A 22,663-nucleotide genomic window follows, 5' to 3' on the forward strand; every position below is an offset into this window, starting at 1 on the left:
TGGCGCCACTCTACGTATCCCCTCCTGCGCTGTCGGTTAGCGGGCCTGCAAAGCCATATAAAAACATTGAAACCTTAAGCACCATTGCCCTCCCCGCGTCCCCAGCCCCCGAAACTGAATGTGAGCTGAATCACACTTTACTTAGCCTGCGAAATAAATATAATGCTTAGCAGGCTAAGTATGTGAGGTATCTGCCATGAAAAAGGATCTGGAGATGTTGCGCGAGCTCTCCCTCGCCGAACAGCTGGGGCGACTGCACCGGCTGTGGCGCACCGTGGCCGATATCGAGCTGGCCCCCTTGGGTTTGACCCATCCGCGCTGGACCGCGCTCTGGAAGCTGAGCCGCCTCGGCGGCCACCTCAGCCAGAAGACCCTGGCCGAGGCGCTGGAGATAGAGCTGCCCTCCCTGATGCGCACCCTGGGTCAGCTGGAAGAGCTGGCGCTGATCGAGCGCCACTGCTGCAGCCAGGACAAGCGCGCCCGCATCGTCACCCTGACCCCGGCCGGCAAGGCGCTGCTCGACAAGATCGAGGATCGCATCATGGAGGTCCGCCGGGATCTGTTGGCAGGCATCAGCCAGCAGGAGCTGGCCCAGTTTGAAGAGATAGTGCACCGCATCTCCGCCAATGCCCTCGGCAAGATCGGTGCCCAGCATGAAGAGAGAGAATAAGATGACCCCGGATCAACAATTCAAACGCTGGATCAAGTGGGCCATGGCCTGCTTCATCCTGGTGTTCGGCTACTTCCTGCTGGCCGACATCAAGATGCCCCTCACCCCCCAGGCCATGGCCACCCGGGTCGTCACCAAGATGGCGCCCCAGGTCAGCGGCAAGGTGGTCGAGGTTGCCGTGGTGAACAACCAGCACGTCAAACAGGGGGATCTGCTGTTCATGCTGGATCCGGCCCCCTTCGAGCTCGCGGTCGAGCAGGCCAGACTCGCCCTGGATCAGGCCGAGCAACAGAATCGCCAGCTGGATGCGACCCTGAACGCCGCCGCCGCCGACTTCAGCTCGCTGCAGACCCAGACCGCCCAGAAACAGCGGGAGGCCGAGCGCATCGATACCCTCTATCGCCGCCACATGGTGTCTGAGCAGCAGAAAGATGACGCAGACAGCGCCGCCCGCACCGCCCGTGCCAACCTGCTGGCCAGCCAGGCCCGCATGGAGCAGGCTCGCGTCAACCGTGGCCTGGCCGGTGATGACAACCTGCTGCTGCGCCAGGCGCGCAACCGCCTCGCCCAGGCAGAGCTCAACCTCACCTACAGCCAGGTCCATGCGAGCCAGGATGGCATCATCACCAACCTGCAGCTCAAGCCTGGCAGCGTGGCCACGGCGGGCTCTCCCCTGCTGGCCCTGGTCTCGGAGCAGGTGGACGTGATCGCCGATTTTCGCGAGAAGAGCCTGCGCAACATCACCCCGGAAAGCCGCGCGCTGGTCGCCTTCGACGGCGAGCCCGGCCGCCTCTATGCCGCCCGGGTCGCCAGCCTGGACGCCGGGGTCAGCGCCGGCCAGTTCGACGCCAACGGCCTCTTGGCCAACCCCATCGAGTCCGATCGCTGGGTGCGGGATGCCCAGCGACTGCGCCTGCACCTGACCCTGGATCAGTTGCCCGCCCATCTGCCGGCCGGGGCCCGCGCCACCGTCCAGCTGCTGCCGGACAACGCCCTGAGCGCGCTCTTTGCCCGCGGCCAGATCCGCCTGCTCAGCCTGCTGCACTACATCTACTGAGATGACGACCATGAACCTGTGGCACAGACCCCTCACCGCCAACGAGCTGCGCCAGTGTCTGCGCATCGCCTTCGGCTGCACCCTGGGGTTTGTACTGTGCAAGATCTTCGGCTGGAGCAACGGGGTCTTCTTCACCGTCACCCCGGTATTGCTGCTCGGCATGATCCCGGTGATGAACGGCCACGCCGCCCGCCAGCTTATCGCCTCCGCCGCCATGTGCGGGCTGGAGGTCGGCCTGCTGGGCGGCCTGTTCGGCGGTCATCCCGGGCTGATGACCCCCCTGGTCTTTTTGCTGTTCCTCTACCGCTTCGCCGCCATGTCCCGGGGCAGCCTCTTCCTGTTTGGCGCCAACGGCGTGCTCAGCCTCAGCATCATGCTGCACTTTGCCAGCTATCCCGGAACCGATCTGAACGATCTCATCTTCAGCAACCTCTGGGCCAGCATACTGTCGGTGCTCATCGCCTACCTGATGACGGCCCTGATCCCGGATGTGGAGGCGCGGCCCGCCCCCGCCCCCTCTCCCAAGGCGCCCCACCGGATGCGCCACGAGGCCCTGCTAGGTGCCAGCATCGCCACCCTGTCGTTCCTGGTATTCCAGCTGTTCGATCTGCGCGACTCCATGTCCGCCCAGGCGACCACACTGCTGGTGCTCTTCCCCATGCACTGGGACGGGGCCCTGAGCTACGCCCGCAAGCGCGCCATGGGCACATTGCTGGGGGTAAGTTTCGGTATCCTGGGCCAGCTGGTGCTCTACGACTGGTCTGGTCTGCTGCTGCTGGTCACCCCCCTGCTCTGGCTCGGGGCCATGCTGTTCAGCCATGCCCATGTGAAGGAGGCGAGCGGCTCCGGGGTCGGCTTCGGCGCCCTCACCACCCTCGGCATACTGTTTGGCCAGTACCTGACCCCGGGCAACGATCTGGTGTTCAGCGCCCTCTACCGGGTGAGCAGCATCATGTTCGCCATCGTCGCCACCCTGCTGGCCTGCTACCTCATCCACCGTCTGCTCAACCGCTTCGAGGCGACCCGATTCGGTTATTGATCCCCTTTCCAATGGCCAAGGATGTGCTGTCTTTCGCCCCGCAACCCTGCGGGGCGTTTTTTTGTGGCAAAGGTGCTGGCCTATGAGACTGCGGTGAATATGGAGAGCTGATCTTGGCTCCATTGAGTGAGGATTTTGCCGCACAGGCGATAAATGCCGAACCTGGCCGGAACCGTGCTACTGTGGCCCCTCACTCACCGGCCGATTGCGCTCTGCACCTGATGACAGGCTTGTCATGCAAAAGAGTCGCCAGCCAGGGCAGCCCTTGCCCACCTCTCACCCTCAACCTGATGTCGCCAGACCCGCTGTATCGACCCGATGCCATAAGGCGCATCCCTCCCTGTCGCAGCCGGCTCTCACTGTTGTTATCTGCATCCATCCGTTTTCTGCGACAGCGGCCAGACCACGAGAACCGGCATCAAGCCTGCGGCCTGAGGCTGTGTTCTGGTTGGCGCCGCCCTGCCGCCCACACAGGACACATAGACATGATTGCCTACCTCATTCTGGTTCATCGCTATCCCGATCAGTTCAAGCGCCTGTTCAAGGCGATTTACCACCACAGCAACCACTACCTGATCCACGTGGACAAGCGCTCTGGCCCCGAGCTGCAGCAGGAGATAGCCGACTTTCTGGCCGATTACCCCAACGCCGCCATGCTGCCCAGCAAGAATGCGCTCTGGGGCGGTTACAGCCTGGTGGATGCGGAGCTGCGCGGCATAGCGGCGCTGCTGGAGCAGAACCAGGAGTGGGAGTTCTTCATCAACCTGAGCGCCCAGGACTTCCCGCTGAGATCCCAGCGCGACATTCACGACTTCCTGCGCGAGCACAGGGGCAAGGATTTCCTCAAGGTCGCGGATCAGCGCCAGCACAGGCCCGACACCCTGCACCGCATCGATCACTATGTGACCGAAACCGCCCAGGAGCTGCTGTGCGAGCCGGTGAAGACCCGCCCCTATCTGGACAATGTGACCCCCTATATTGGCAACCAGTGGATGATACTGAGCCGGGCCTTCTGTGAGTTCGTCAGCCACAGCCCGGAGGTCGATCGCTTCAAGGCCTTCTACCGCCACACCCTGATCGCCGACGAGGGCTTCTTCCAGACGGTGATCATGAACACCAGCTATCAGGGCCAGATAGTCAACGATGACAAACGCGCCATCGACTGGATCCCCATGGGTGACATCAAGCTGCGCCCGCGCGACTACACGGTGGATGACGCTGACGCCCTGCAGCAAAGCGAGCACCTGTTCGCCCGCAAGTTTGACGAGACCATAGACAGCGACATCCTGGATATACTGGAGCGCGCCATGATGTGCCCCCTCGCCACACCGGACATCCGCCAGCCCGTACCGGCCTGACTCATAGATGCATCCGGACACTTACCGACGCGGCCAGCACTCATCAAGATTGCGACGCTGGCCCAAACTGTTAGGCTCAATGCCATATGACGCCGATTAAGGAGACAACATGAAACAGGCCAATTTGGCACTACTGGGTCTGGGTACCCTGACCCTGCTGAGCGGCTGCGATCTGGGCGCTGGCAAGCTGGGGGTCACAGGGGGCGATCCTGTCACCTATCTGTGCGAGCAGAACCAGAAGGTGCAGGTGCGCTACTTCTCCCTCTCGGACGAGAGCCTGAACTTCGTCAAGCTCTCCCTGCCCGATGGCAAGGACTACACCCTGCCTCAGGCTGTCTCCGCCTCCGGGGCCCGCTACACCGACGATCACGAGGTGGTCTGGTGGAACAAGGGGAAGGAAGGCTTCGTGGAGATGCGCGATGAAGCCGGGGAATGGCAGAGCCGCTACAACGACTGCAAGGAGCAATAAGCCCCGACAGCAACAGCTCCCCCGCACAATGACAAAGACCCCGGCCAAGGCCGGGGTCTTTGTCATTGGGGCGTCCCCTTGAGCCGGAAGCGCTGCACCACCTGGACGGGGATAGCCTCCGGATTCTGCTCGGCGACCCGATAGCGCATCTTTGACAGTGCCGTCAGGGCGGCCAGCTCCAGCATCCCAGCCGGCTCCGCCGCCAGTATCTCGGGGCTGAACAGATTGCCATTGGAGTCGATGAGGTAGCGAATATCCACGAACCCCTCAACCGGCGCCTTCATAGGCCGTTTGAGGGGCAGGTTGAACTGCGTCACCTCCCCTTCCTGCACCCAGTAGAGACACAGCTCCTCCTCCGAGACCTCCCGTGGCGGCTGATTCAGCTTCACGGTGGGACTGGGGCTGGCGCAGCCACCCAGCATCAGGGCGGCCCCCAGCAGCGCTATCTTCAAACCCATGCAACACTCCTTGTCTTGTGACCGCTCGGCTCCTTGAACGGTCGGCTTGACCAGGGGGCAGTGTCAACCAATCAGCCTCATTCAGGAATCCCCCATCTGGCAGACGAGTCTCGCACGCAATAAAAAGGCCAACCCTGGGGTTGGCCTTGTTCGCATGGGGATGACTCAGGCGCGCTTGTCGCTGACCACCAGCCAGAGCGCGTGGACCATGCCGGGCAGGCCGCCGAGCAGGGTCAGCACTATGTTGATGAAGAAGTGCAGGCTGAGCCCCACCTGGATAAAGGCACAGACCGGCGGCAGGAAGATGGCCAGCAGGATCTTGAGCAGATTGTTCATCTCATGGTTCCTCATGAAAGATGTCATGTGATTCGGATGGGCTAACCATAAACAGCCTTGCCCACAACTGCAAACCACAGCGGACACCTTTCGCGCCTTTCTCACCCGGGATTGAGCCAGGGTTCAGCTGACGGAGGTCGGCGCACCCAGGAAGCGCAATCATCAGGCCAGCAGCTGGCAGGGGATCCGGCTCTTGTGCTCCCGATCCCGCCAGGCGTCGAGGTCGTGGATGATCTGGTTGCCGCTATCGTCACGCCAGCAGCTGGCAGGGGATCCGGCTTTTGTACTCCTGCTCACGCCAGGCGTTGAGATCGTGGATGATCTGGTTGCTGCTACCGCGCCAGAGCAGGCCGGGGTCGGCCAGCTCCTTCTCGAACTTGCCGTCCACCAGCACATCCAGCAGGGCGACCAGCTCGCGCTGGGCCGGGATGAGCTCGCCAAGCAGGTAGCCGGTCCAGCACCAGATGTCCTTGCCGGGGCACTCTGCCCGCACCCGTTTCACCAGCGCCAGCACCTGGGGCACATTGGCAGGGTGAAGCGGATCGCCGCCGGAGAGCGACAGACCTCGCCGCTTGATGCGCGTGTCGTTGAGGTCGCTAATGACGCGATCGCTCATCGCCTCATCAAACGGCTTGCCTCCATCGAGGCGCCAGGTGCTCTGGTTGTAGCAACCCGGACACTGGTGCTCGCAGCCCGAGACAAACAGGGTAGCCCGGGTGCCGGGGCCGTTCACCACATCGACCGGGTAGTATTGGTGATAATTCATGATTGAAGGTTCTGGGTGTATTTGAGGTATTCCAGCAGATCACTCATAAAACGGACTCTTTCACTAGCAAGTGTCTGGAAATACTGATCTTCACTCCGGTTCAACATGAACAAGATCTTATCCCGCAGCAATTCTTCATCTAGTGCGTAGCCATGCTCTGACACATAGGCATGAATAAAACGATAGAAAAATTGGGTGTCATTAATATGCGCTTCATGCCAAGTGTCTCGCGCTACCCATTGCCTCAGCATTTTTTCCGACATCGGTTTTAGAAACATGAGCTCAACCTTCATAAAGTAAGACTCCCTGTATCACAGGGAGTCTTTAGCGATTTACATATGCTTGACCCGGCGCTTGACCTCTTCCTGCTTGCCCGCGTTGAAGGGGCGCGCATCCGGGCTGCCGAGGTAGCCGCAGACACGGCGGGTCACCGACACCTTGGCGGGGTCGTGGTTGCCGCAGCGGGGGCAGGTAAAGCCCTTGGAGGTACACTCGAACTCGCCGGTGAAGCCGCAGTCGTAGCACTCGTCGATGGGAGTGTTAGTGCCGTAGTAGGGCACCTTGTCATAGCTGTAGTCCCAGACGTTCTCGAGCGCTTCCAGATTGTGCTGGATGTTGGGGTACTCGCCGTAGCAGATGAAGCCGCCGCTGGCGATGGGCGGATAGGGCGCCTCGAATTCCAGCTTGTCGTAGGGGTTGACCTGCTTCTCCACATCGAGGTGGAAGCTGTTGGTGTAGTAACCCTTGTCGGTCACCCCGGCCACCACGCCGAACTCCTTGGCGTCGATGCGACAGAAGCGGGTGCAGAGGTTCTCGCTCGGGGTGGAGTAGAGGCTGAAGCCGTAGCCTGTCTCCTCCTTCCACTCGTCGGTGGCCGCCTTGAGCCGCGCTATGATGGCGATGGCCTTCTCCCGCAGCACATCGCTATCGAACAGATGAGTCTGCGTGCCGAACAGGGCGTTGATGGTCTCGTGCACCCCGATATAGCCCAGGGAAATGGAAGCGCGGCCATTTTTAAAGATCTCGCTGACGTTGTCGTCGGCCTTGAGCCGCACGCCGCAGGCACCTTCCATATAGAGGATGGGGGCGACCCGCGCCTTGACGCCATCCAGTCGCTCGATGCGGTACATCAGCGCCTGCTTGGCCACTCGCAGGGCCGCATCCAGCTTGTCCCAGAAATCCGCCTCGTCACGGGATTTGAGGGCGATGCGCGGCAGGTTGAGGCTGACCACCCCTATGTTGTTGCGCCCTTCATGAATGAGCTCGCCATTCTCCTCATAAGCGCCGAGGAAGGAGCGGCAGCCCATGGGGGTCTTGAAGGAGCCGGTCACCTTCACTACCTGGTCATGGTTGAGTATGTCCGGGTACATCCGCTTGGAGGCACACTCCAGCGCCAGCTGCTTGATGTCGTAGTTGGGATCCCCCGGCTTGTGGTTGAGGCCATCCTTGATGGCGAACACCAGTTTCGGGAAGACGGCGGTCTTCTTGTTCTTGCCAAGGCCGGCGATGCGGTTGCCGAGGATGGCCCCCTGGATCATCCGCGACTCCCAACTGTCACCTAGGCCGAAACCGAAAGTAACGAAGGGGGTCTGGCCGTTGGCGGTGTGCAGGGTGTTGACCTCGTACTCCAGGGACTGGAAGGCGTCGTAGCACTCCTTCTCGGTACGGGCCATGGCATAGGCGCCCACATCGGCAATACCCCACTCCTCGGCCACTTCACGGTGCTTCTGCCAGCTGATGGTCACATAGGGTGCCAGCACCTCGTCGATGCGGTTGATGGTGGTGCCGCCATAGATGTGGCTCGCCACCTGGGCGATGATCTGGGCGGTCACGGCGGTGGCCGTGCTGATGGATTTGGGGGTATCTATCTCCGCATTGCCCATCTTGAAGCCGTGGGTCAGCATCCCCTGCAAGTCAATCAGCATGCAGTTGAACATGGGGAAGAAGGGGGAGTAGTCGAGATCGTGGAAGTGCAGATCGCCGCTCTCGTGGGCCTGCACCACCTCGCGGGGCAGCATGTGGCTGATGGCGTAGTGCTTGGCGACTATGCCCGCCAGCAGGTCACGCTGGGTCGGGATCACCTTGGAGTCCTTGTTGGCGTTCTCGTTGAGCAAAGCCGCGTTGGTCTGCTCCACCAGGCCACGGATCTCCTGGGCCAGCCGGCCGCGGGCCTCGCGAGCCTGATCCCGGTCGTGACGGTATTCGATGTAGGCGCGGGCGATGGCCTTGTCGTCGGAAGCCATCAGGTGGTTCTCGACCCGGTTCTGGATCTCGTGGATATCCACCTCACCCCGCCCTTCCAGCTCCTGACTGACCGCGCTTGAGATACGCTCGGCCAGCGCCGGATTGGCCTGATTGACCGCTTCCGCCGCCCGGCTCACCGCCTCGGCGATCAGCTGGCCATTGAATGGTGCGCGACATCCATCACGTTTGATCACTACCGGTTTCATCGATTTTCCCCGCATTAAAGGCCTGGCAGCCACCCTGGGCTCACCCTTGTTGAGTCCCCTTCTCCACACCCTATCCCCGGCGCACATGCATTCAGCCGAGGCGTGAGAGGCCCGGGCTGACGCTGAGAGAGAGACGACTTATGCACAGCTTGATAACACTATATATGGGTGTTTTTTTTATGATAACCCCTATATGTGGTAGCTATTAGGCCCCAAAGCGATTGCCCGTTTCTTGATCCAGGACAGGTTTTGGAAGGAGTGGCGCAGTTCACAACCAGCGCCAAAAGAGGCTATTTTCGTGCATCCCAGACGGGGTGCGGGCTGGCGCCCGATGAGGGGTGCCAAGAAAGAATGGCACCATCTGACAACAATTGACTAAGGCATCAAGGAGCCGGAACGCACATAATGGGTGCAGTGTCCTGCCAATGGAAGATGAACGTGACCAAGGTGTTGCTCCTGATAGCCCTTTTCCCGCTCCAGTTGATGGCCGCCGAGATCCTGGTGATCAGCAGCTACCATCAGGCCAATCTGTGGGATCAGAGCTATAGCGCCGGCCTGAAGAAGCACCTCAAGGGCGAGCACCACATCAGCCACTTCTACCTGGATACCAAGCGTCAGCCTCACCAGACCCGTGAGCAGCTCGTCAGCCAGGGGATGGCGGCCTATCAGGCGCGCAAGCCGGCCCTGGTGGTGCTCGGCGATGACAACGCCATCAACGCCCTCGCCCGCCCCATCGCCGCCCTGGGCACCCCTGTGGTGTTTCTCGGCATGAACGAGAATCCCCGCCCCAAGGGGCTGGTCGGCCATCCCCAGATCACAGGCGTGCTGGAGCGGCCTCTGCTCAAGCGCAACATCAGCGAGATGAGCCAGCTGATGGGGGGGCTGGGCAAGGCGCTGGTGCTGTTCGATGCGAGCGAGGTGTCACGCACCGCCATCGAGGATGAGTTCACGACCCCCGACGAGCAGCGGGTCGGCCAGACCAGGGTCAACAACCAGCAGATCGATGACTACCGGCGCTGGCAGGAAGTGGTGCTCGCCAGTCGGCAGAACGGCTATGAAGCTATCTTCCTCGGCCTCTATCACACCCTCAAGGACGAGCAGGGACTCCATGTGAGCGAGCAGCAGGTGCTGGCCTGGACCAGCGCCAACAGCCCCGTTCCCCTGTTCGGTTTCTGGGAGTTTGCGGTGGGGCCGCACCGCACCATAGGCGGCCTGGTGCTCGATGGCCACACCCAGGGGGAGAAGGCGGCCGAGCTGGCCAATGCCATACTGGCGGGCACGGCGCCACAGGCTCTTTCACCCCGCGCCGCCCAGCGTGGCGAATACCTGTTCAGCAAGAGCGAGCTGGCACGCTGGCAGCTTGAGGCGCCATCAAGATGGCAGGGGCGGGTGACCTATGTCGACTGAGCCCGAAAACGACAGACCCGGCCATCTGGCCGGGTCTGTTTTATTGTGTGCCTGCCGACTCAGGGCTGGAGTGCCGCCTGCAACTCGGCTTCGGTCCAGACTGTGATGCCGAGCTCCTGCGCCTTGGCAAGCTTGGAGCCAGCGGCTTCCCCTGCCACCAGCACATCGGTCTTGGCCGACACCGAGCCCGCCACCTTGGCCCCCAGGGCCTGCAGCGCCGCCTTGGCATCGTTGCGGGACAGGGTGGTGAGGGTACCGGTCAGCACGAAGGTCTTGCCGGCGAAGGGCTGATCGCTTGCCTCCTTCTTCTCGATGGCCGGCCAGTGGATACCGGCCGCCAGCAGGGCCTCCAGCACTTCGATGTTGTGGGGCTGGCGCAGGAAGTAGTAGACATGCTTGGCCACTATGTCGCCCACATCAGCCACCTCGAGCAACTGCTCCACAGAGGCGGCACGCAGGGCATCCAGGGTGAGGAAGTGGTTGGCGAGATTGAGGGCGGTCGCCTCCCCCACCTCGCGAATGCCCAAGGCAAACAGGAAGCGGGGCAAGGTGGTGCTGCGGGCCTTGTCGATGGCCGCCACCAGATTGAGGGCAGATTTTTGCCCCATCCGCTCGAGACCGGCCAGCTGGATGGCGTTGAGGCTGAACAGATCCGCCGGTGTCTTCACCAGCCCCTTGTCCACCAACTGCTCCACTATCTTGTCACCGAGGCCATCCACATCCATGGCGCGGCGAGCGGCGAAGTGCTTGATCGCCTCCTTGCGCTGCGCCTCGCAGAAGAGGCCGCCGGAGCAGCGGGTCACCGCCTCCCCCTCCAGCCGCTCCACCGCCGAGCCGCAGACAGGGCACTGGGTGGGGAAGAGGATGGCGCGAGCATCCGCGGGGCGCTGGGCCTCTACCACGGCCACTATCTGCGGGATCACGTCCCCCGCCCGGCGCACTATCACGGTGTCGCCGATCATGACGCCGAGGCGTTCAATCTCGTCGGCATTGTGCAGGGTGGCATTGGAGACGGTGACGCCGCCGACAAAGACGGGTTTGAGCTTGGCCACCGGGGTCACGGCGCCGGTACGGCCCACTTGGAACTCGACGTTCTCCAGCAGGGTCATCTCCTCTTCTGCCGGGAACTTGTGGGCCGTGGCCCAGCGCGGAGCCCGTGCCACGAAGCCCAGCTCCTGCTGCAGCCCTATGTCGTCCACCTTGTAGACAACGCCGTCGATCTCGTAGGGCAGCTCGCCACGGCGGGCCAGGATGTCATCGTGGAAGGCCTGGCAGCCGGCCGCCCCCTCCTTGAGCTTCACCTCGGGACTGAGTGGCAGGCCCCAGGCGTTGAGCTGAGTGAGGCGACGATAGTGGGAGTTCCCCAGCTCGTCGCCGCCTATGCCCACGCCATAGGCGTAGAAGCTCAGGGGACGGCTGGCGGTGATGCGGGAATCGAGCTGTCGCAGGCTGCCGGCGGCGGCGTTGCGCGGGTTGACGAACACCTTCTCCCCTGCCGCCAGCGCCTTGGCATTCATCGCCTCGAAGCCGGCCTTGGGCATGAAGACCTCCCCCCTCACCTCTAAACGGGCGGGCCAGCCCGTGCCCCGCAGGACGAGCGGAATGGCCTTGATGGTGCGCACGTTCTCGGTGATCTCCTCCCCCGTGGTGCCATCCCCCCGGGTGGCCGCCTGCACCAGCTGGCCGTCCACATAGAGCAGGCTGACCGCCAGACCATCCAGCTTGGGCTCGCAGCAGAAGGTGAAGTTCAGCTCGCGCTTGAGGCGGTCGCGCATGCGCTGCTCGAAGGCCTGCAGCTCTTCGGCGCTGAAGACGTTGTCCAGGCTCAGCATGGGGATCTCGTGGCGCACCTGGCTGAAGGCCGAGAGCGGCTGGCCGCCGACCCGCACACTGGGGGAGGCCGGGGTTTTCAGCTCGGGGTGCTCGGCCTCCAGCGCAATCAGCTCGCGCATCAGGCGATCGTATTCGGCGTCCGGCACGGTCGGCTCGTCCAGCACATAGTACTGATGGCCGTATTCGGTCAGCAGCTCACACAGTTGACGGTGGCGGGAGAGGGTGTCGCTCATGAAGAAGTCTCGAAGTGTGATGGAACAATCAGTCTGGGGCAGAAATGAAAATGCGGCACCGGGGTACCGCACTTTTCATTGCTGAGGCCCCACGGCACATCAGTCGCGGCTGGCCTCGTAGGCCGCCAGCTCATGGCGATAACGGGCAATGTCGTCGTCGCTCAGCGGGCTGCGCGAGGCATCGGTCAGCATGGCATCGAGATCGCTCGCCAGCTGATCCGCCGCCTGCAACATGTGCTCGAACGCAAAGGCCGCGTTGCTGCGCAGGGGCAGTTGCATGAAGAGGGACACACCCGGGGTGCTGAACTGCTCCATGCGGTAGGGATTGAAGGTGCCCGGCTTGACCATGTTGATCATGGAGAAGAGCACCTCACCCTTGCCGTTGAGATCTTCATGACGGTGGAAGATGTCCATCTCGCCAAACTTGAAGCCCAGCGCCAGCAGGGAGGAGAGCAGGGTAGCCCCTTGCAGATCGTGGCCAGGACGGGCCATCAGGTTGATGACATAGACGTCCTGCCAGATCTTCTCGACCGGCGGCAGCTCCTGGACGGGCTCGGCCACCTGGACCGGCTCTTCGTAGGCGGGCTCGTCATCATAATCGGGCTCTTCATACGCAGACACGGGCTGGGCATAGCGGGCTTGCTGCTGCGGCGCGGGCTCGCGGGCACCGAAGGTCGGCGCCTGGGCGTAGGCCGGCTCCACCAGCGGCTCGTCGTCCAGTGGCTGCATCATGGGTTCGCGCTGGGGGCGGGAGCGGTGCACCGGGGTACGGCGGATCACCTGGGCAGGCTTGCGTACAGGCGCGGCAGGCACCTCTTCGACAGGCTCGGCGCTCGGCTCCTCATACTCGTCTTCTTCTTCATAGACGGGCGGCGGCGTCACCGGACGAGGGGCTGGCTTGCGAACCACGGGCGGCGGCAGCTCGTCATCTTCGTCGTCATCGAAGGCGGGCACTGTGGCGGCACGGCGGGGTTCCGGTTGATGGGCCTCGTCGCTGCGCAGCTTGGGCTCGGCACGACGGCCACCGCTGACCACACGCACCTGGCCAATGCCATCGCTGTCAAACGCATCGCTGTCACGATCCCGTGACTTGGATTCCATCCGACCCAGGGGTTTTTCCTTGATCGGTGCCTGACGGTTCTTTCTGTTGCTCCACAACCCGTGAATGAGCAATGCCGCGATGGCAATACCGCCCAGGGCAACCAAGATGTAACGCAATTCCTGCATTAGCTGCTTCTCTTTCTAGTTTTGCTCAGCCAAAGCGACGGCTTCACCGATGTCAACCGACACGATGCGAGAAACCCCGGGCTCTTGCATCGTGACGCCTATCAGCTGCTCGGCCATCTCCATGGAGACCTTATTATGACTGATGTAAACGAACTGTACTGTGCTCGACATCTCTTTGACAAGAGAACAGAAGCGACCCACGTTCACTTCATCGAGCGGTGCATCCACCTCATCCAGCAGACAGAAGGGTGCTGGATTGAGTCTGAAGATGGCAAAAACCAGCGCAAGGGCGGTTAACGCCTTCTCCCCCCCGGAAAGCAGGGCAATGGTAGCATTCTTCTTGCCCGGAGGTCTTGCCATGATGCTCACTCCGGCTTCCAAAAGATCGTCCGAGGTCAGCTCAAGCCAGGCACTGCCCCCCCCGAACACTTTCGGGAACAGGGATTTTAAATCTTCGTTGACCTTATCGAAAGTGTCGCGGAAGCGTATTTGTGTTTCTTTATCAATTCTTTTAATGGCTTGGCTCAGGGTTTCCAGCGCCTGCTCCAGATCCTGGCACTGGTTTTCCAGGTAGCTTGCGCGGGTTTTCGCCTCTTCATACTCCTCCAGCGCCGCCAGGTTGATGGCGCCAAGTGCCTCCACCTGTGTCTCCAGGGTCTGGATCTCCTGGCGCAACTTGCCGCGATCGGCGGCGATCAGCACGGCCTGATCGAGATCCACCAGGCGCACTCCCAGCTCTTCGAACTGCTCGTGCAGCCCCTGTCGCCGGGTCAGGTTGCGCTCCCGCTCCAGTCTGAGCTGAGCCAGCTTCTCCTGCAGGGTCACCAGCTGCTTGTGGTCGGCGCTTCTGGCCTGCTCCAGCTCGGTCAGCTGACGCTCCAGCTCGGCGAGCCGCTGATGACAGGCGAGCTGCTGCGCCTCCAGGTTGCGTTGCTCCGCCAGCAGGGACGAGATGTCCTGCACCGCCTGGGCGTCCGGCCCCTTTAGCTCGGCCAGTTCCAGCCCGAGCCGGGCCAGCTCCTGCTCGCGCAGGGTGATGAGCTGCGCCAGATTTTGCTGCGCCAGTTGCCAGCGCTGGCAGCTGGCCTGCTGCTGCTCCCGGCGCGCACGCGCCTCCTCCAGCGCCCGCTCGGCACTTGTGACCCCTTCCTGGGCCAGCAAGAGTGCCTCGGCAAGGGGCTCTCCCTGCTCCTGCAGCTCGGCAAGGTGCGCCTCTTCCAGCTCGAGCTGCTGCTGGGCCGCAGCCAGTCGCTCGGCCTCCTCGGCCTGCTCCTTGTCCAGCCGGATCAGCTCTTCCCCAAGCTGGCCGAGGCGCAGCAATCGCTCCTGACGCTGACCCTGCTGCAGGCTCCAGGCTTCCCGCAGTTGCTGCCATTGCTGCTCCTGCTCGCGCAGGGTGCGCTGGCTCGCCTCAAAGGCGCTGTGCAAATGGGCACGATCGGCATCTGCTGCCTTCAACTGGGCATCCAGCTGAACCAGCGCCTGCTCCCCTGCGGTCAGTTCGGTGTGTAACCGCTCACGTTCACCGAGCAGCGCCAGGGTGCCGAGGGCGCCACCCTGGCCGAGATCGGCCCAGTTCGGGCCAAACCAGTCCCCCGCCGGGGTCAGCACAGACTCACCGGCCAAGAGGGATGACTGGCGGGCCAGCGCCGCCTCCCTGTCATCGGCCAGCCAGATGACGTTGAGGAAGGCGGGGATGTGATCCCCCTCGAGTCGGGCCGCCAGGGTGCCAGGCACCGCAGGGTGAGCCGGGCCTATCCAGAGCCCGCCCTGCTCGAGGTTGCATTGGTCCCCCGGCTGGGCGGTGAGCCAGCGCCCGAGCACCTTGTCCAGCGCCTGGGCCCACTCGGGGGCGACCTGCAACCGATCCGCCAGGGTGGCGCCCAGCATCTGCTCCCCCAGCATCTGATTAAGAGTGGTGAGGCGGGCGCCGAGCTCGCGCAGCAGGCCGCCCTGCCGATCCCGCTCTCCCTTGAGAGCCTCGTGGCTGGCCACGCTGGCCTGCCATTGCGCCTCCAGCTCCCCGTGGCGGGCCCGGGAGAGCGCCAGCTCGGCCGACAGGGCATCCAGCGCGGGTTGCAGACTCTCACCTTCCCCGCCGAGGGGGCCGGCCTGTTCATCCGCCAGCTTGAGTCGCGCCAGCCGGGTCTTGGCCTGCAGCTCCTGCAGGCCATTCACCTGGGTGCGGGTCTGGTTGAGCCTGCCCTGTGCCTGGCCGAGCTGCTGCTGCCACTGCTGCTGGCGTTGGCGGGCCAGCTCCAGCCGCTCGCCGGCCGCGAGGCGAACGGCCTGCTGATCGGCGAGTAACTGCTCACACTGCTCGAGGCGCGCCGACTCCACCTCTCCCTGGAGGACGCCCTCGGCCTGCTGCTCCTGCTGGCTGGCCAGCTGTGCCTTGATGCCGTCGATGCGCTCGCCGAGGGCCTGACGCCGCACCTGCCAGTCGCGACCGAGCTCGGTCTGGTGCAGCTGCTGTTGCTCGAGGCGGGCGATGGCCTGGCCACCGAGGAAGATCTGCTGCTGGCGGCTCGCCTGCTCGGCCTGAGCCTCCTGGCGGGCCACCGACAGGGTGACGTGGCGCCCCTCATCCTGGGTACGCTTGGCATCGAGCGCCGCCAGCGCCTGCTCTGCCTGGGCCAGCTCGCTCTTGGCTTCGCCGAGGCGAGTCTCCAGCGCCCACAACTCGGAGCCGATGAGTTCGGCCCTTGCGGCGCGCGAGCGGCCCTTGAGCTGCTTGTAGCGCTCGGCGGTTTCGGCCTGGGATTTGAGGTGCTCGAGGCGGGAGCCCAGCTCGCCACGAATGTCGCCGAGGCGCTCCAGGTTCTCCTGGGTGTGGCGGATGCGCTGCTCCGTCTCGCGGCGCCGCTCCTTGTAGCGGGAGACCCCCGCCGCCTCCTCCATGAAGAGCTTGAGGTCAGCCGGGCGCGACTCCACCAACCGGCTGACGGTGCCCTGCTCTATGATGGCGTAGCTGCGCGGACCCAGGCCGGTGCCGAGGAAGAGATCGGTCACGTCCTTGCGGCGGCACTTCTGGCCGTTGATCTGGTAGTGGTTGGAGCCGTCCCGCAGCACCTCGCGGCGCACCGAGATCTCGGTATAACGGCCAAATTCACCGGGCACCCGGTTGTGGGGATTATCGAACACCAGCTCCACCGAAGCGCGGCCATGGGGACTGCGGTTGATGGAGCCGTTAAAGATGACGTCCGTCATGTTCTCGCCGCGCAGGTGGCGGGCCGAGCTCTCCCCCAGCACCCAGCGCACCGCGTCGATGACGTTGGATTTGCCGCAGCCATTGGGGCCCACCACTGCGGTCATGTCGGCCGACAGTTCGATGCGGGTCGGCTCGACGAACGACTTGAAGCCGGCGAGTTTGATCAGTTTCAGACGCATGGCGGCCTATGTGGGTAGCGAAATAAAGAGGAGGCGGGCAGGCGACTTTACCAAATTGGAGGCTTGTTTGTAATATGCTGGCACCCTACCCCTTCATTGATGGAGCTCAGATGAGCCAATCCCCTCACATGGTCAAAGATTCGGTCAGCGGCGCAGACTACTTCCTGCGCGGCTTCTCACTCATCCGCCAGCCGGGCATCCGCACCTTCGTGCTGATCCCCTTGCTGGTCAACTTCGTGCTGTTCGCTGGCGCCTTCTATGCCCTGCTGCTGCAACTCGACGGCCTGTTCGCCTGGCTGCATCAGCAGATCCCGGCCTGGCTCTCCTGGCTCGACTACCTGCTGTGGCCCATCGCCCTCATCACCATACTGGTGGTGTTCTCCTTCATCTTCAGCTCGGTGATCAACTGGATAGCGGCCCCCTTCAACGGCCTGCTGGCGGAGAAGGTGGAGCAGATCCTCACCGGCGAGGCGGTGAGCGACACCGGCATGCTGGACGTGGTCAAGGATGTGCCGCGCACCTTCAGCCGGGAGTGGACCAAGCTGAAGTACTACCTGCCCAAGGCCATCGGCTGCCTGATCCTGTTCCTCATTCCCGTGGTGGGGCAGACCCTGGCCCCTGTGCTCTGGTTCCTGTTCAGCGCCTGGATGATGGCGATCCAGTACATCGACTATCCGTTCGACAACCACAAGATCAGCTTCATCACCATGCGCGATGCCTTGAAGCAGCGCCGCGGCAAGTGCCTGAGCTTTGGCGCCCTGGTCACCCTCTTCTCCGCCATCCCGGTGGTGAATCTGTTCGTGATGCCGGTGGCCATCTGTGGCGCCACCGCCATGTGGGTGGATCAGTATCGCAGCGAGCAGCTCCGCCACTGAGCCACGCAGTCATAACCAAAAACGGGGGCATAGGCCCCCTTTTCATTACTTAATCTAATGCAAAGATGAGAGTGCTTGTCGTGCCAGAACAGGCTTGTTAGGATGCGGGCCTTTCTCGCACCCTGGGATAACTCATGTTACATGCACTCTTCTTGCTCGGCCTGGTGGCCGAAGGGATGACTGGCGCGCTGGCGGCGGGCCGGCGGCGGATGGATCTGTTTGGTGTCGTCATCATCGCCTCGGCGACGGCCATAGGGGGAGGTACCATCCGGGATGTGCTGCTGGGCCACTATCCCCTGCTCTGGGTGGAGCACCCCGAATACGTGGTGCTGGTAGCGGGGGCGGCCATGGTGGGGGTCATCTCTGCCCCGCTGATGCGCTATCTCGGCAAGCTGTTCCTGGCGCTCGATGCCCTGGGGCTGGTGGTCTTCTCCATCTTTGGCGCCGCCCGGGCGCTCGAGATGGGACATGGGGCCGGCATCGCCTGCATCATGGCGGTGGTGACCGGCGTCTTTGGCGGTGTGCTGCGGGATCTCTTGTGCCAGCGCATCCCGCTGGTGTTCAAGCGCGAGCTCTACGCCGCCGTCTCCCTGGTGACGGCCGCCCTCTACTGCTTCGCGCTGGATCAGGGCCTGCCCAATGACTGGGCCGCCTTCGGGGCCATCGGCATCGGCTTCGTGCTGCGGCTGCTGGCGGTGCGCTTCAAGTGGGGACTCCCCACCTTCAATTACCAGTACGCCACCCATTGAGCGCGCCAGTTTCTGGCCAGATTGGCTGGATTGCACGCAACAAAAAAGCGCCGGATGGCGCTTTTTTGTTGCTGATGACAGTGAAAAACTGACTCAGTTGATCCCTTCCGAACTGAAGAAGGTGGCCTTGTCGGCGATGAAACGGATCTTGATGTTCTTGCCGTCCCCGCCCCAGACACAGCTGGTGGTGCCGAGCGCATCGTCGCAACGCTCCGCCTTGCCCAAGATGGCGCTCGCCTCGGCATAGCTGATCCCCATCTTCAGCTTGTCGTAGTTTTCCCGGTTCAGCTTGCTGCACCCGGTCAGCAGCAGGGCGATCAGCCCGCCAAGCAAAATATGCTTCATCTGTCTCTCCTCTGGATAGTGTCCAGAGCCTAGCAGCTCGGGGCCACCCTGTGCCAACCCGTTACCAGCTCCGTACCGGCCCGGTATCGAGGTGGACGAAGTTGTCGGAGGGGTAGTAACCCACGCCGCCGACCTTGAGGTTCAGGGCCGCCTTGCGCAGGTGCGCCAGCTGCACGCCGGGGATGCGCACATCCACCGCCTGCCCCAGGGTGTGGTAGCTGTGTTTGGCGACCCCACGGCTGCGCTGGCGCTTCTGGCGATTGGTGGCCGGGGAGCGATAGCCCGAGATGAGCTGAATTTCCCCCTTGCGGCCCAGCTTGTGCTGCAGCAGAAACAACTGATCGAACAGCTTCCTGTCGATGTTGAACACTTCGTTGCGGCGATAGTCGCGGAAGATATGGTTGAGCTCCGCCAGGCCATCGTTCAGATAACGGCCATTCTCCCAATAGCTGGCGTTGACCCGCTCGCCGGTATTGAGGTTGAAGAAGCTGAGTTCACGCCCTGTCGTGCTGCGGCTCGCCACGGCCGGGAACGACAGCAGGCTGGCCCCCATCAGGCAACCGGCCCCCAGCAGCAGACGGCGTCGGCTTATCTCTTGTTCCAGCATCCGTTGTCCGTCCATTCCAGAGTGAAGTAACAGTGGTGAATGAAAATGATACAGAGGCCGAAACTACCCGCCCGTAAAAGTCATGTCAAACCGCAAGCGCCCATGAAAAAGCCCGGCATGAGCCGGGCTCTTCACTCTGTGGCGGGGATCACAGCAAGCGGCTCTGGAAGCTCACTCGATCGAATCCGTAAATGTCATTGCGCAGTTGCTGGCGCCCCTCTTCGTCGATCCAGCTGCTCCAGTAGACGGTGAAGACAGGGATAGGAGTGGTCAACGGCAGCCACTTGGTCTGGGTCTCTTTCAGTATGCTGGCGACCTTGTCCGGCTGATAGCGGGAGTCGGCGAGCAGCAGCTCGGCCAGATCGTCCGCGTGCTCGACCCGGATGCAGCCGGAGCTGAAGGCGCGCGCCCCCTGCTCGAACAGGGCCTTGCGCGGCGTCGAGTGCAGGTAGATGGCGTCGTTGTTCGGCAGATAGAACTTGTAGCGCCCCAGGGCATTGTGATCCCCCGGCTTTTGCCGCAACCGATAAGGGAAGCCGGACGCCAGCGCATGGTGCCAGCCATCTTCGCTGAACTGCACCGGGTTGCCCTCGCCGTCGATCACCTCGAACTGCTCGCGATCCAGATAGGCGGGATCCCGACCCAGCTTGGGCAGAATGTCCTTGCTCAGGATGGAGCGCGGCACATGCCAGGCGGGGTTGAGCACTATGGAGCGGATCTCGCTGGCGAGGATGGGGGTGGCCCGCTGCTCCTTGCCGACGATGACCCGACTGGTGAAGACCTCGCTGCCGGACTCCACCACGCTCAGGCGGTAATCCGGGATGTTGACCAGCACGTAGCGACCGGCGAGGTGATCCACCAGGTCCCGTCGCCACAGGTTGCGCAGCAGCAGGCTGGCACGCACTTGCGGCCCGGTATTGAGCCAGGAGCGGGTCTGGCGACCTATGATGCCGTCTGCGGTCAGGCCGTGGCGGCGCTGGAACTGCTTGATGGCCTGCTCGGTGTCCGTGTCGTAGAGGCTGTCCTGATGGGTGGGGGCACCATCCCCCAGCTCGTTGAGGATGGAGCGGATCTGCCCGAGCTCGGTAGCGCTCTCCCCGGCTCTCAGGGTCGGCATGTCCAGGGTCGGCCAATGCTTGGCCATGGGCATGGCCAGCAGCTTGCGCACTTCGTCGCGCACGGCCTCGTATTCGGCGACCTGGGGCCTGAGCTGCTTGACCTGATCCAGCAGGTTGTCACCCAGGGGCTCATGGGCCAGGGGCTTGGTCAGATCCAGCTTGAGGGTCTGCATCTGCTCGCGGGCGACCAGGTCCATGGCGCGCCAAGCTTGCTGGAAACGCGCCAGCTTGCCGAAGGCTTCGTCATAGAGGGCACCGCGCCTGTCGGCCGGGGTCTTCTGCAACTGCTGCCAGAGCCGGTAGAAATCCGGGTGCAGCTGGGCAAGCACCGCCTCCTGCAGCTGCAGTTCGAGCTCATGGCGCGCCTGCTCTGCGGTGCTGTTCTGATACCAGTCATGCTGGATGCTGGGACTGGCCACCACCATCTGTTCTGTGCTGGCGTGGACCATGCCCGCCGGCCAGCAGCCCAGCCAGATAAGGTTTGCCAATGCCAACCAATACTTCTTACCCATGCTTCTTACCACGCTTACCTCATATCGGTTCACTTCGGCCTGTCAGGCGCCACGGTCAGGTGCCCATGATGCGTGAATGCTGGCGACTTTGCTAGCGGGCGGGCAGGTAACGGCGCCAGATGAGCGCATGCTCCTCGCTCTTGCCAACGGCCTCGAGCGCCTGGTTGAAACGCCGCACAAACTCCCCCGACAAGGTCTTCTTGCTCAGCATGAAGAAGGTCGGCGTCTCATAGACCCCCATGATATGGGGGACGACCTCCTCTGCCAGCCCCTCTCTCTTCAGACCCCAGGGGGTGGCCAGAATATCCCCAAGAAATCCGTCTATCCGTCCCAGCTGCAGCTTGCGATAGTTTTGCACGTCATTGACCTCGCTCACCTGGGCGCGGTAGCGCTGCAGCAGACGGGCTATCTCGGGGCCATAGTTGTAGTCTCTGGTCACCCCCAGCCTGTTGCCTTTGGCCAGCCAGCTCGCCAGATCCTGCTCCCCCTTGTCACCGGACTTGCGCACCCAGAGTGCCGTGCGCCCCGGGTTGTAGGCGTTGGAGAACCAGGCATAGCGCGCCCTGTCTTCAACAAAATAGGCTTCCATGGCGATGTCCAGCCGGCCCTGCTCCAGATCGTGCAGCCCCCGCTTCCAGGGACGCTCCAGATAGACGAGACGACAGCCCAGCCTGGCCGAGACGGCGTTGAGATAGTCGACCGCGAAGCCGCGCAGCTCCCGGTGGCCGTTCTCCTGCTGGTAATAGTGATAAGGGGGCCAGTCGTCGAAACCGACGCGCAGGGGAGAAGTACAGAGCGGTTGGGCCAACAGCGAGTGAAGGGGCAGGCAGCAGAGCAGGCACAGAACTAGCAGTCTCATGAGTCATCCTTGACGGCGGGACGGCCCATCTTAATTCTGCCAACGCGAAATGGCGACAGATCCTGCCACAGCAATGCGCAATATCAGCCATTTGCCTGATGAAACCATGGGCAGGACAGGGCCCCAGGCCGAGCTGCAAGCCCACCGCAAAGGCAGGATGCGCACGACCCCAAAGTCCCTTGGTCTGCAGGGGCATTGGGGGTTAATATGTGAGCAAATTTATTTTTGTGATCCACTATGCTTTTTTTGCAATTGGATTAGCATATGCGCGAATCCAGCCTACCTATCCGTCGGGCGTCGAGTGAGTAATATGACCTACAAAAAGTTCGGTTTTCTGGCTGCCATACTGGCATTGAGCGGTTTTTACCTTTACACCCTCTACCTGGCTGCTCACCCCAACGTGAGCCTGGCTTACAAGCTCTATTACCTGGAAGGCAAGACCCGCTTCTGGGAGCACAACTCCAGCATGACTTACCAGCCGGGCAACGAGCTCAACCTGACCAAACCGAGCCGCTTCCTCTCGAGCGAAGGCTGGGCCAAGAAGCCCAGTGCCGAAGGCACCCAGCTCAGTGGCAAGGGAGGCCTCTATTTCGTGCTGCCCAAGCAGCAGGCGCAACCTGAGCAGCTCACCATCCAGGCCAGGATCAACAGCCCGGAAGCAGGCACCCTGCTCAAGGTGGCCCTGGGTCATGATTTCACCACCACGGTCAAGCTGGCCAAGGCGGGCATCAACGAGATCCGGCTCAACCTGCCGGGCGACTCCCTGACGGCCGATCCCAAGCATCCCAACTTCCTGGCGCTCTCCGCTCCGACACCGCTCAACGTCCAGTCGGTACGTCTGACCGTCGCTCAGTGAAGCTGAAGATCCCAGCAGTCTTATAAAATAATTCTTTCAATAAGGAAGT

At 62.7% G+C, this 22,663-nt stretch carries 21 protein-coding genes; 9 read left to right on the forward strand and 12 right to left on the reverse strand.

Going from position 1 to position 22,663, the window contains the following annotated elements; translation table 11 throughout:
• Positions 1–196 precede the first annotated feature (196 nt).
• The 5 genes from slyA to AB5Y91_RS17790 all read left to right on the forward strand — a co-directional run bounded on the left by slyA (position 197) and on the right by AB5Y91_RS17790 (position 4,593).
• Positions 197–670 carry a transcriptional regulator SlyA gene (gene slyA / locus AB5Y91_RS17770; protein WP_042040713.1) on the forward strand — a complete coding sequence of 158 codons (474 nt, stop codon included), beginning with the start codon at positions 197–199 and terminating at the stop codon, positions 668–670.
• A gap of 1 nt (position 671) precedes the next feature.
• The gene (locus tag AB5Y91_RS17775) at positions 672–1,727 is read left to right on the forward strand and encodes an HlyD family secretion protein (RefSeq protein WP_368170435.1); all 1,056 of its coding nucleotides are present in this window, start codon (positions 672–674) and stop codon (positions 1,725–1,727) included.
• 10 nt (positions 1,728–1,737) lie between these two features.
• Positions 1,738–2,766, forward strand: a complete 1,029-nt coding sequence (locus AB5Y91_RS17780; protein ID WP_163153503.1) for a DUF2955 domain-containing protein — start codon at positions 1,738–1,740, stop codon at positions 2,764–2,766.
• Between the two features lie 485 nt (positions 2,767–3,251).
• Positions 3,252–4,124, forward strand: a complete 873-nt coding sequence (locus AB5Y91_RS17785) for a beta-1,6-N-acetylglucosaminyltransferase (protein ID WP_303809191.1) — start codon at positions 3,252–3,254, stop codon at positions 4,122–4,124.
• Between the two features lie 109 nt (positions 4,125–4,233).
• Positions 4,234–4,593: an MliC family protein gene (locus tag AB5Y91_RS17790; RefSeq protein ID WP_111909957.1), complete on the forward strand. Its 360-nt coding sequence runs from the start codon at positions 4,234–4,236 to the stop codon at positions 4,591–4,593.
• A gap of 62 nt (positions 4,594–4,655) precedes the next feature.
• Here AB5Y91_RS17790 and AB5Y91_RS17795 read toward each other — a convergent pair whose 3' ends face one another.
• The 5 genes from AB5Y91_RS17795 to nrdD form a co-directional block, all read right to left on the reverse strand.
• Complete coding sequence (locus AB5Y91_RS17795) at positions 4,656–5,051, reverse strand: energy transducer TonB (RefSeq protein WP_368170414.1); 396 nt, start codon at positions 5,049–5,051, stop codon at positions 4,656–4,658.
• A 165-nt stretch (positions 5,052–5,216) separates the two neighbouring features.
• Entirely contained in the window at positions 5,217–5,387 is a 171-nt protein-coding gene (locus tag AB5Y91_RS17800; protein ID WP_025327864.1) for a YqaE/Pmp3 family membrane protein, read from the reverse strand.
• A 250-nt stretch (positions 5,388–5,637) separates the two neighbouring features.
• On the reverse strand, positions 5,638–6,153 hold the full coding sequence (gene nrdG / locus AB5Y91_RS17805) for an anaerobic ribonucleoside-triphosphate reductase-activating protein (RefSeq protein WP_368170415.1): 516 nt from the start codon (positions 6,151–6,153) through the stop codon (positions 5,638–5,640).
• Positions 6,150–6,446, reverse strand: coding sequence for a hypothetical protein (locus tag AB5Y91_RS17810; RefSeq protein WP_240455275.1), 297 nt, complete (start codon positions 6,444–6,446; stop codon positions 6,150–6,152). Before AB5Y91_RS17810 ends, nrdG begins: the two co-directional genes overlap by 4 nt.
• Before the next feature lie 39 nt (positions 6,447–6,485).
• Positions 6,486–8,603, reverse strand: coding sequence for an anaerobic ribonucleoside-triphosphate reductase (nrdD, locus tag AB5Y91_RS17815; protein ID WP_368170416.1), 2,118 nt, complete (start codon positions 8,601–8,603; stop codon positions 6,486–6,488).
• A 432-nt stretch (positions 8,604–9,035) separates the two neighbouring features.
• Here nrdD and AB5Y91_RS17820 point away from each other — a divergent pair, with 432 nt between their 5' ends.
• A complete protein-coding gene (locus AB5Y91_RS17820; RefSeq protein WP_368170436.1) occupies positions 9,036–10,010 on the forward strand; it encodes an ABC transporter substrate-binding protein in 975 nt (324 codons plus the stop codon).
• 59 nt (positions 10,011–10,069) lie between these two features.
• Here AB5Y91_RS17820 and ligA read toward each other — a convergent pair whose 3' ends face one another.
• The 3 genes from ligA to AB5Y91_RS17835 all read right to left on the reverse strand — a co-directional run bounded on the left by ligA (position 10,070) and on the right by AB5Y91_RS17835 (position 16,693).
• Positions 10,070–12,076, reverse strand: a complete 2,007-nt coding sequence (gene ligA, locus AB5Y91_RS17825) for an NAD-dependent DNA ligase LigA (RefSeq protein WP_368170417.1) — start codon at positions 12,074–12,076, stop codon at positions 10,070–10,072.
• Between the two features lie 99 nt (positions 12,077–12,175).
• Positions 12,176–13,303 (reverse strand): cell division protein ZipA, encoded by a 1,128-nt coding sequence (gene zipA, locus AB5Y91_RS17830; protein ID WP_106886104.1) that lies wholly within the window; start codon positions 13,301–13,303, stop codon positions 12,176–12,178.
• 15 nt (positions 13,304–13,318) lie between these two features.
• Positions 13,319–16,693 carry an AAA family ATPase gene (locus AB5Y91_RS17835; protein ID WP_368170418.1) on the reverse strand — a complete coding sequence of 1,125 codons (3,375 nt, stop codon included), beginning with the start codon at positions 16,691–16,693 and terminating at the stop codon, positions 13,319–13,321.
• Positions 16,694–16,803: 110 nt separating this feature from the next.
• On the opposite strand from AB5Y91_RS17835, the gene cysZ reads away from it, so the two are divergent.
• On the forward strand, positions 16,804–17,568 hold the full coding sequence (cysZ, locus tag AB5Y91_RS17840; protein ID WP_368170419.1) for a sulfate transporter CysZ: 765 nt from the start codon (positions 16,804–16,806) through the stop codon (positions 17,566–17,568).
• 134 nt (positions 17,569–17,702) lie between these two features.
• On the forward strand, positions 17,703–18,317 hold the full coding sequence (locus AB5Y91_RS17845) for a trimeric intracellular cation channel family protein (RefSeq protein WP_025327872.1): 615 nt from the start codon (positions 17,703–17,705) through the stop codon (positions 18,315–18,317).
• Between the two features lie 93 nt (positions 18,318–18,410).
• Here AB5Y91_RS17845 and AB5Y91_RS17850 read toward each other — a convergent pair whose 3' ends face one another.
• The 4 genes from AB5Y91_RS17850 to AB5Y91_RS17865 all read right to left on the reverse strand — a co-directional run bounded on the left by AB5Y91_RS17850 (position 18,411) and on the right by AB5Y91_RS17865 (position 21,758).
• The gene (locus AB5Y91_RS17850) at positions 18,411–18,662 is read right to left on the reverse strand and encodes a DUF3862 domain-containing protein (RefSeq protein WP_205641252.1); all 252 of its coding nucleotides are present in this window, start codon (positions 18,660–18,662) and stop codon (positions 18,411–18,413) included.
• Positions 18,663–18,723: 61 nt separating this feature from the next.
• Positions 18,724–19,269: a YcbK family protein gene (locus AB5Y91_RS17855; protein WP_041206241.1), complete on the reverse strand. Its 546-nt coding sequence runs from the start codon at positions 19,267–19,269 to the stop codon at positions 18,724–18,726.
• A 148-nt stretch (positions 19,270–19,417) separates the two neighbouring features.
• On the reverse strand, positions 19,418–20,899 hold the full coding sequence (locus AB5Y91_RS17860; protein ID WP_289976174.1) for a murein L,D-transpeptidase: 1,482 nt from the start codon (positions 20,897–20,899) through the stop codon (positions 19,418–19,420).
• 91 nt (positions 20,900–20,990) lie between these two features.
• Positions 20,991–21,758: a substrate-binding periplasmic protein gene (locus AB5Y91_RS17865; protein WP_368170420.1), complete on the reverse strand. Its 768-nt coding sequence runs from the start codon at positions 21,756–21,758 to the stop codon at positions 20,991–20,993.
• A 310-nt stretch (positions 21,759–22,068) separates the two neighbouring features.
• Here AB5Y91_RS17865 and AB5Y91_RS17870 point away from each other — a divergent pair, with 310 nt between their 5' ends.
• Entirely contained in the window at positions 22,069–22,614 is a 546-nt protein-coding gene (locus tag AB5Y91_RS17870) for a hypothetical protein (RefSeq protein ID WP_025327877.1), read from the forward strand.
• Positions 22,615–22,663: the final 49 nt, after the last annotated feature.

It is taken from the genome of Aeromonas sp. R4-3 (assembly GCF_040908275.1).
Taxonomy (GTDB): domain Bacteria; phylum Pseudomonadota; class Gammaproteobacteria; order Enterobacterales; family Aeromonadaceae; genus Aeromonas; species Aeromonas rivipollensis.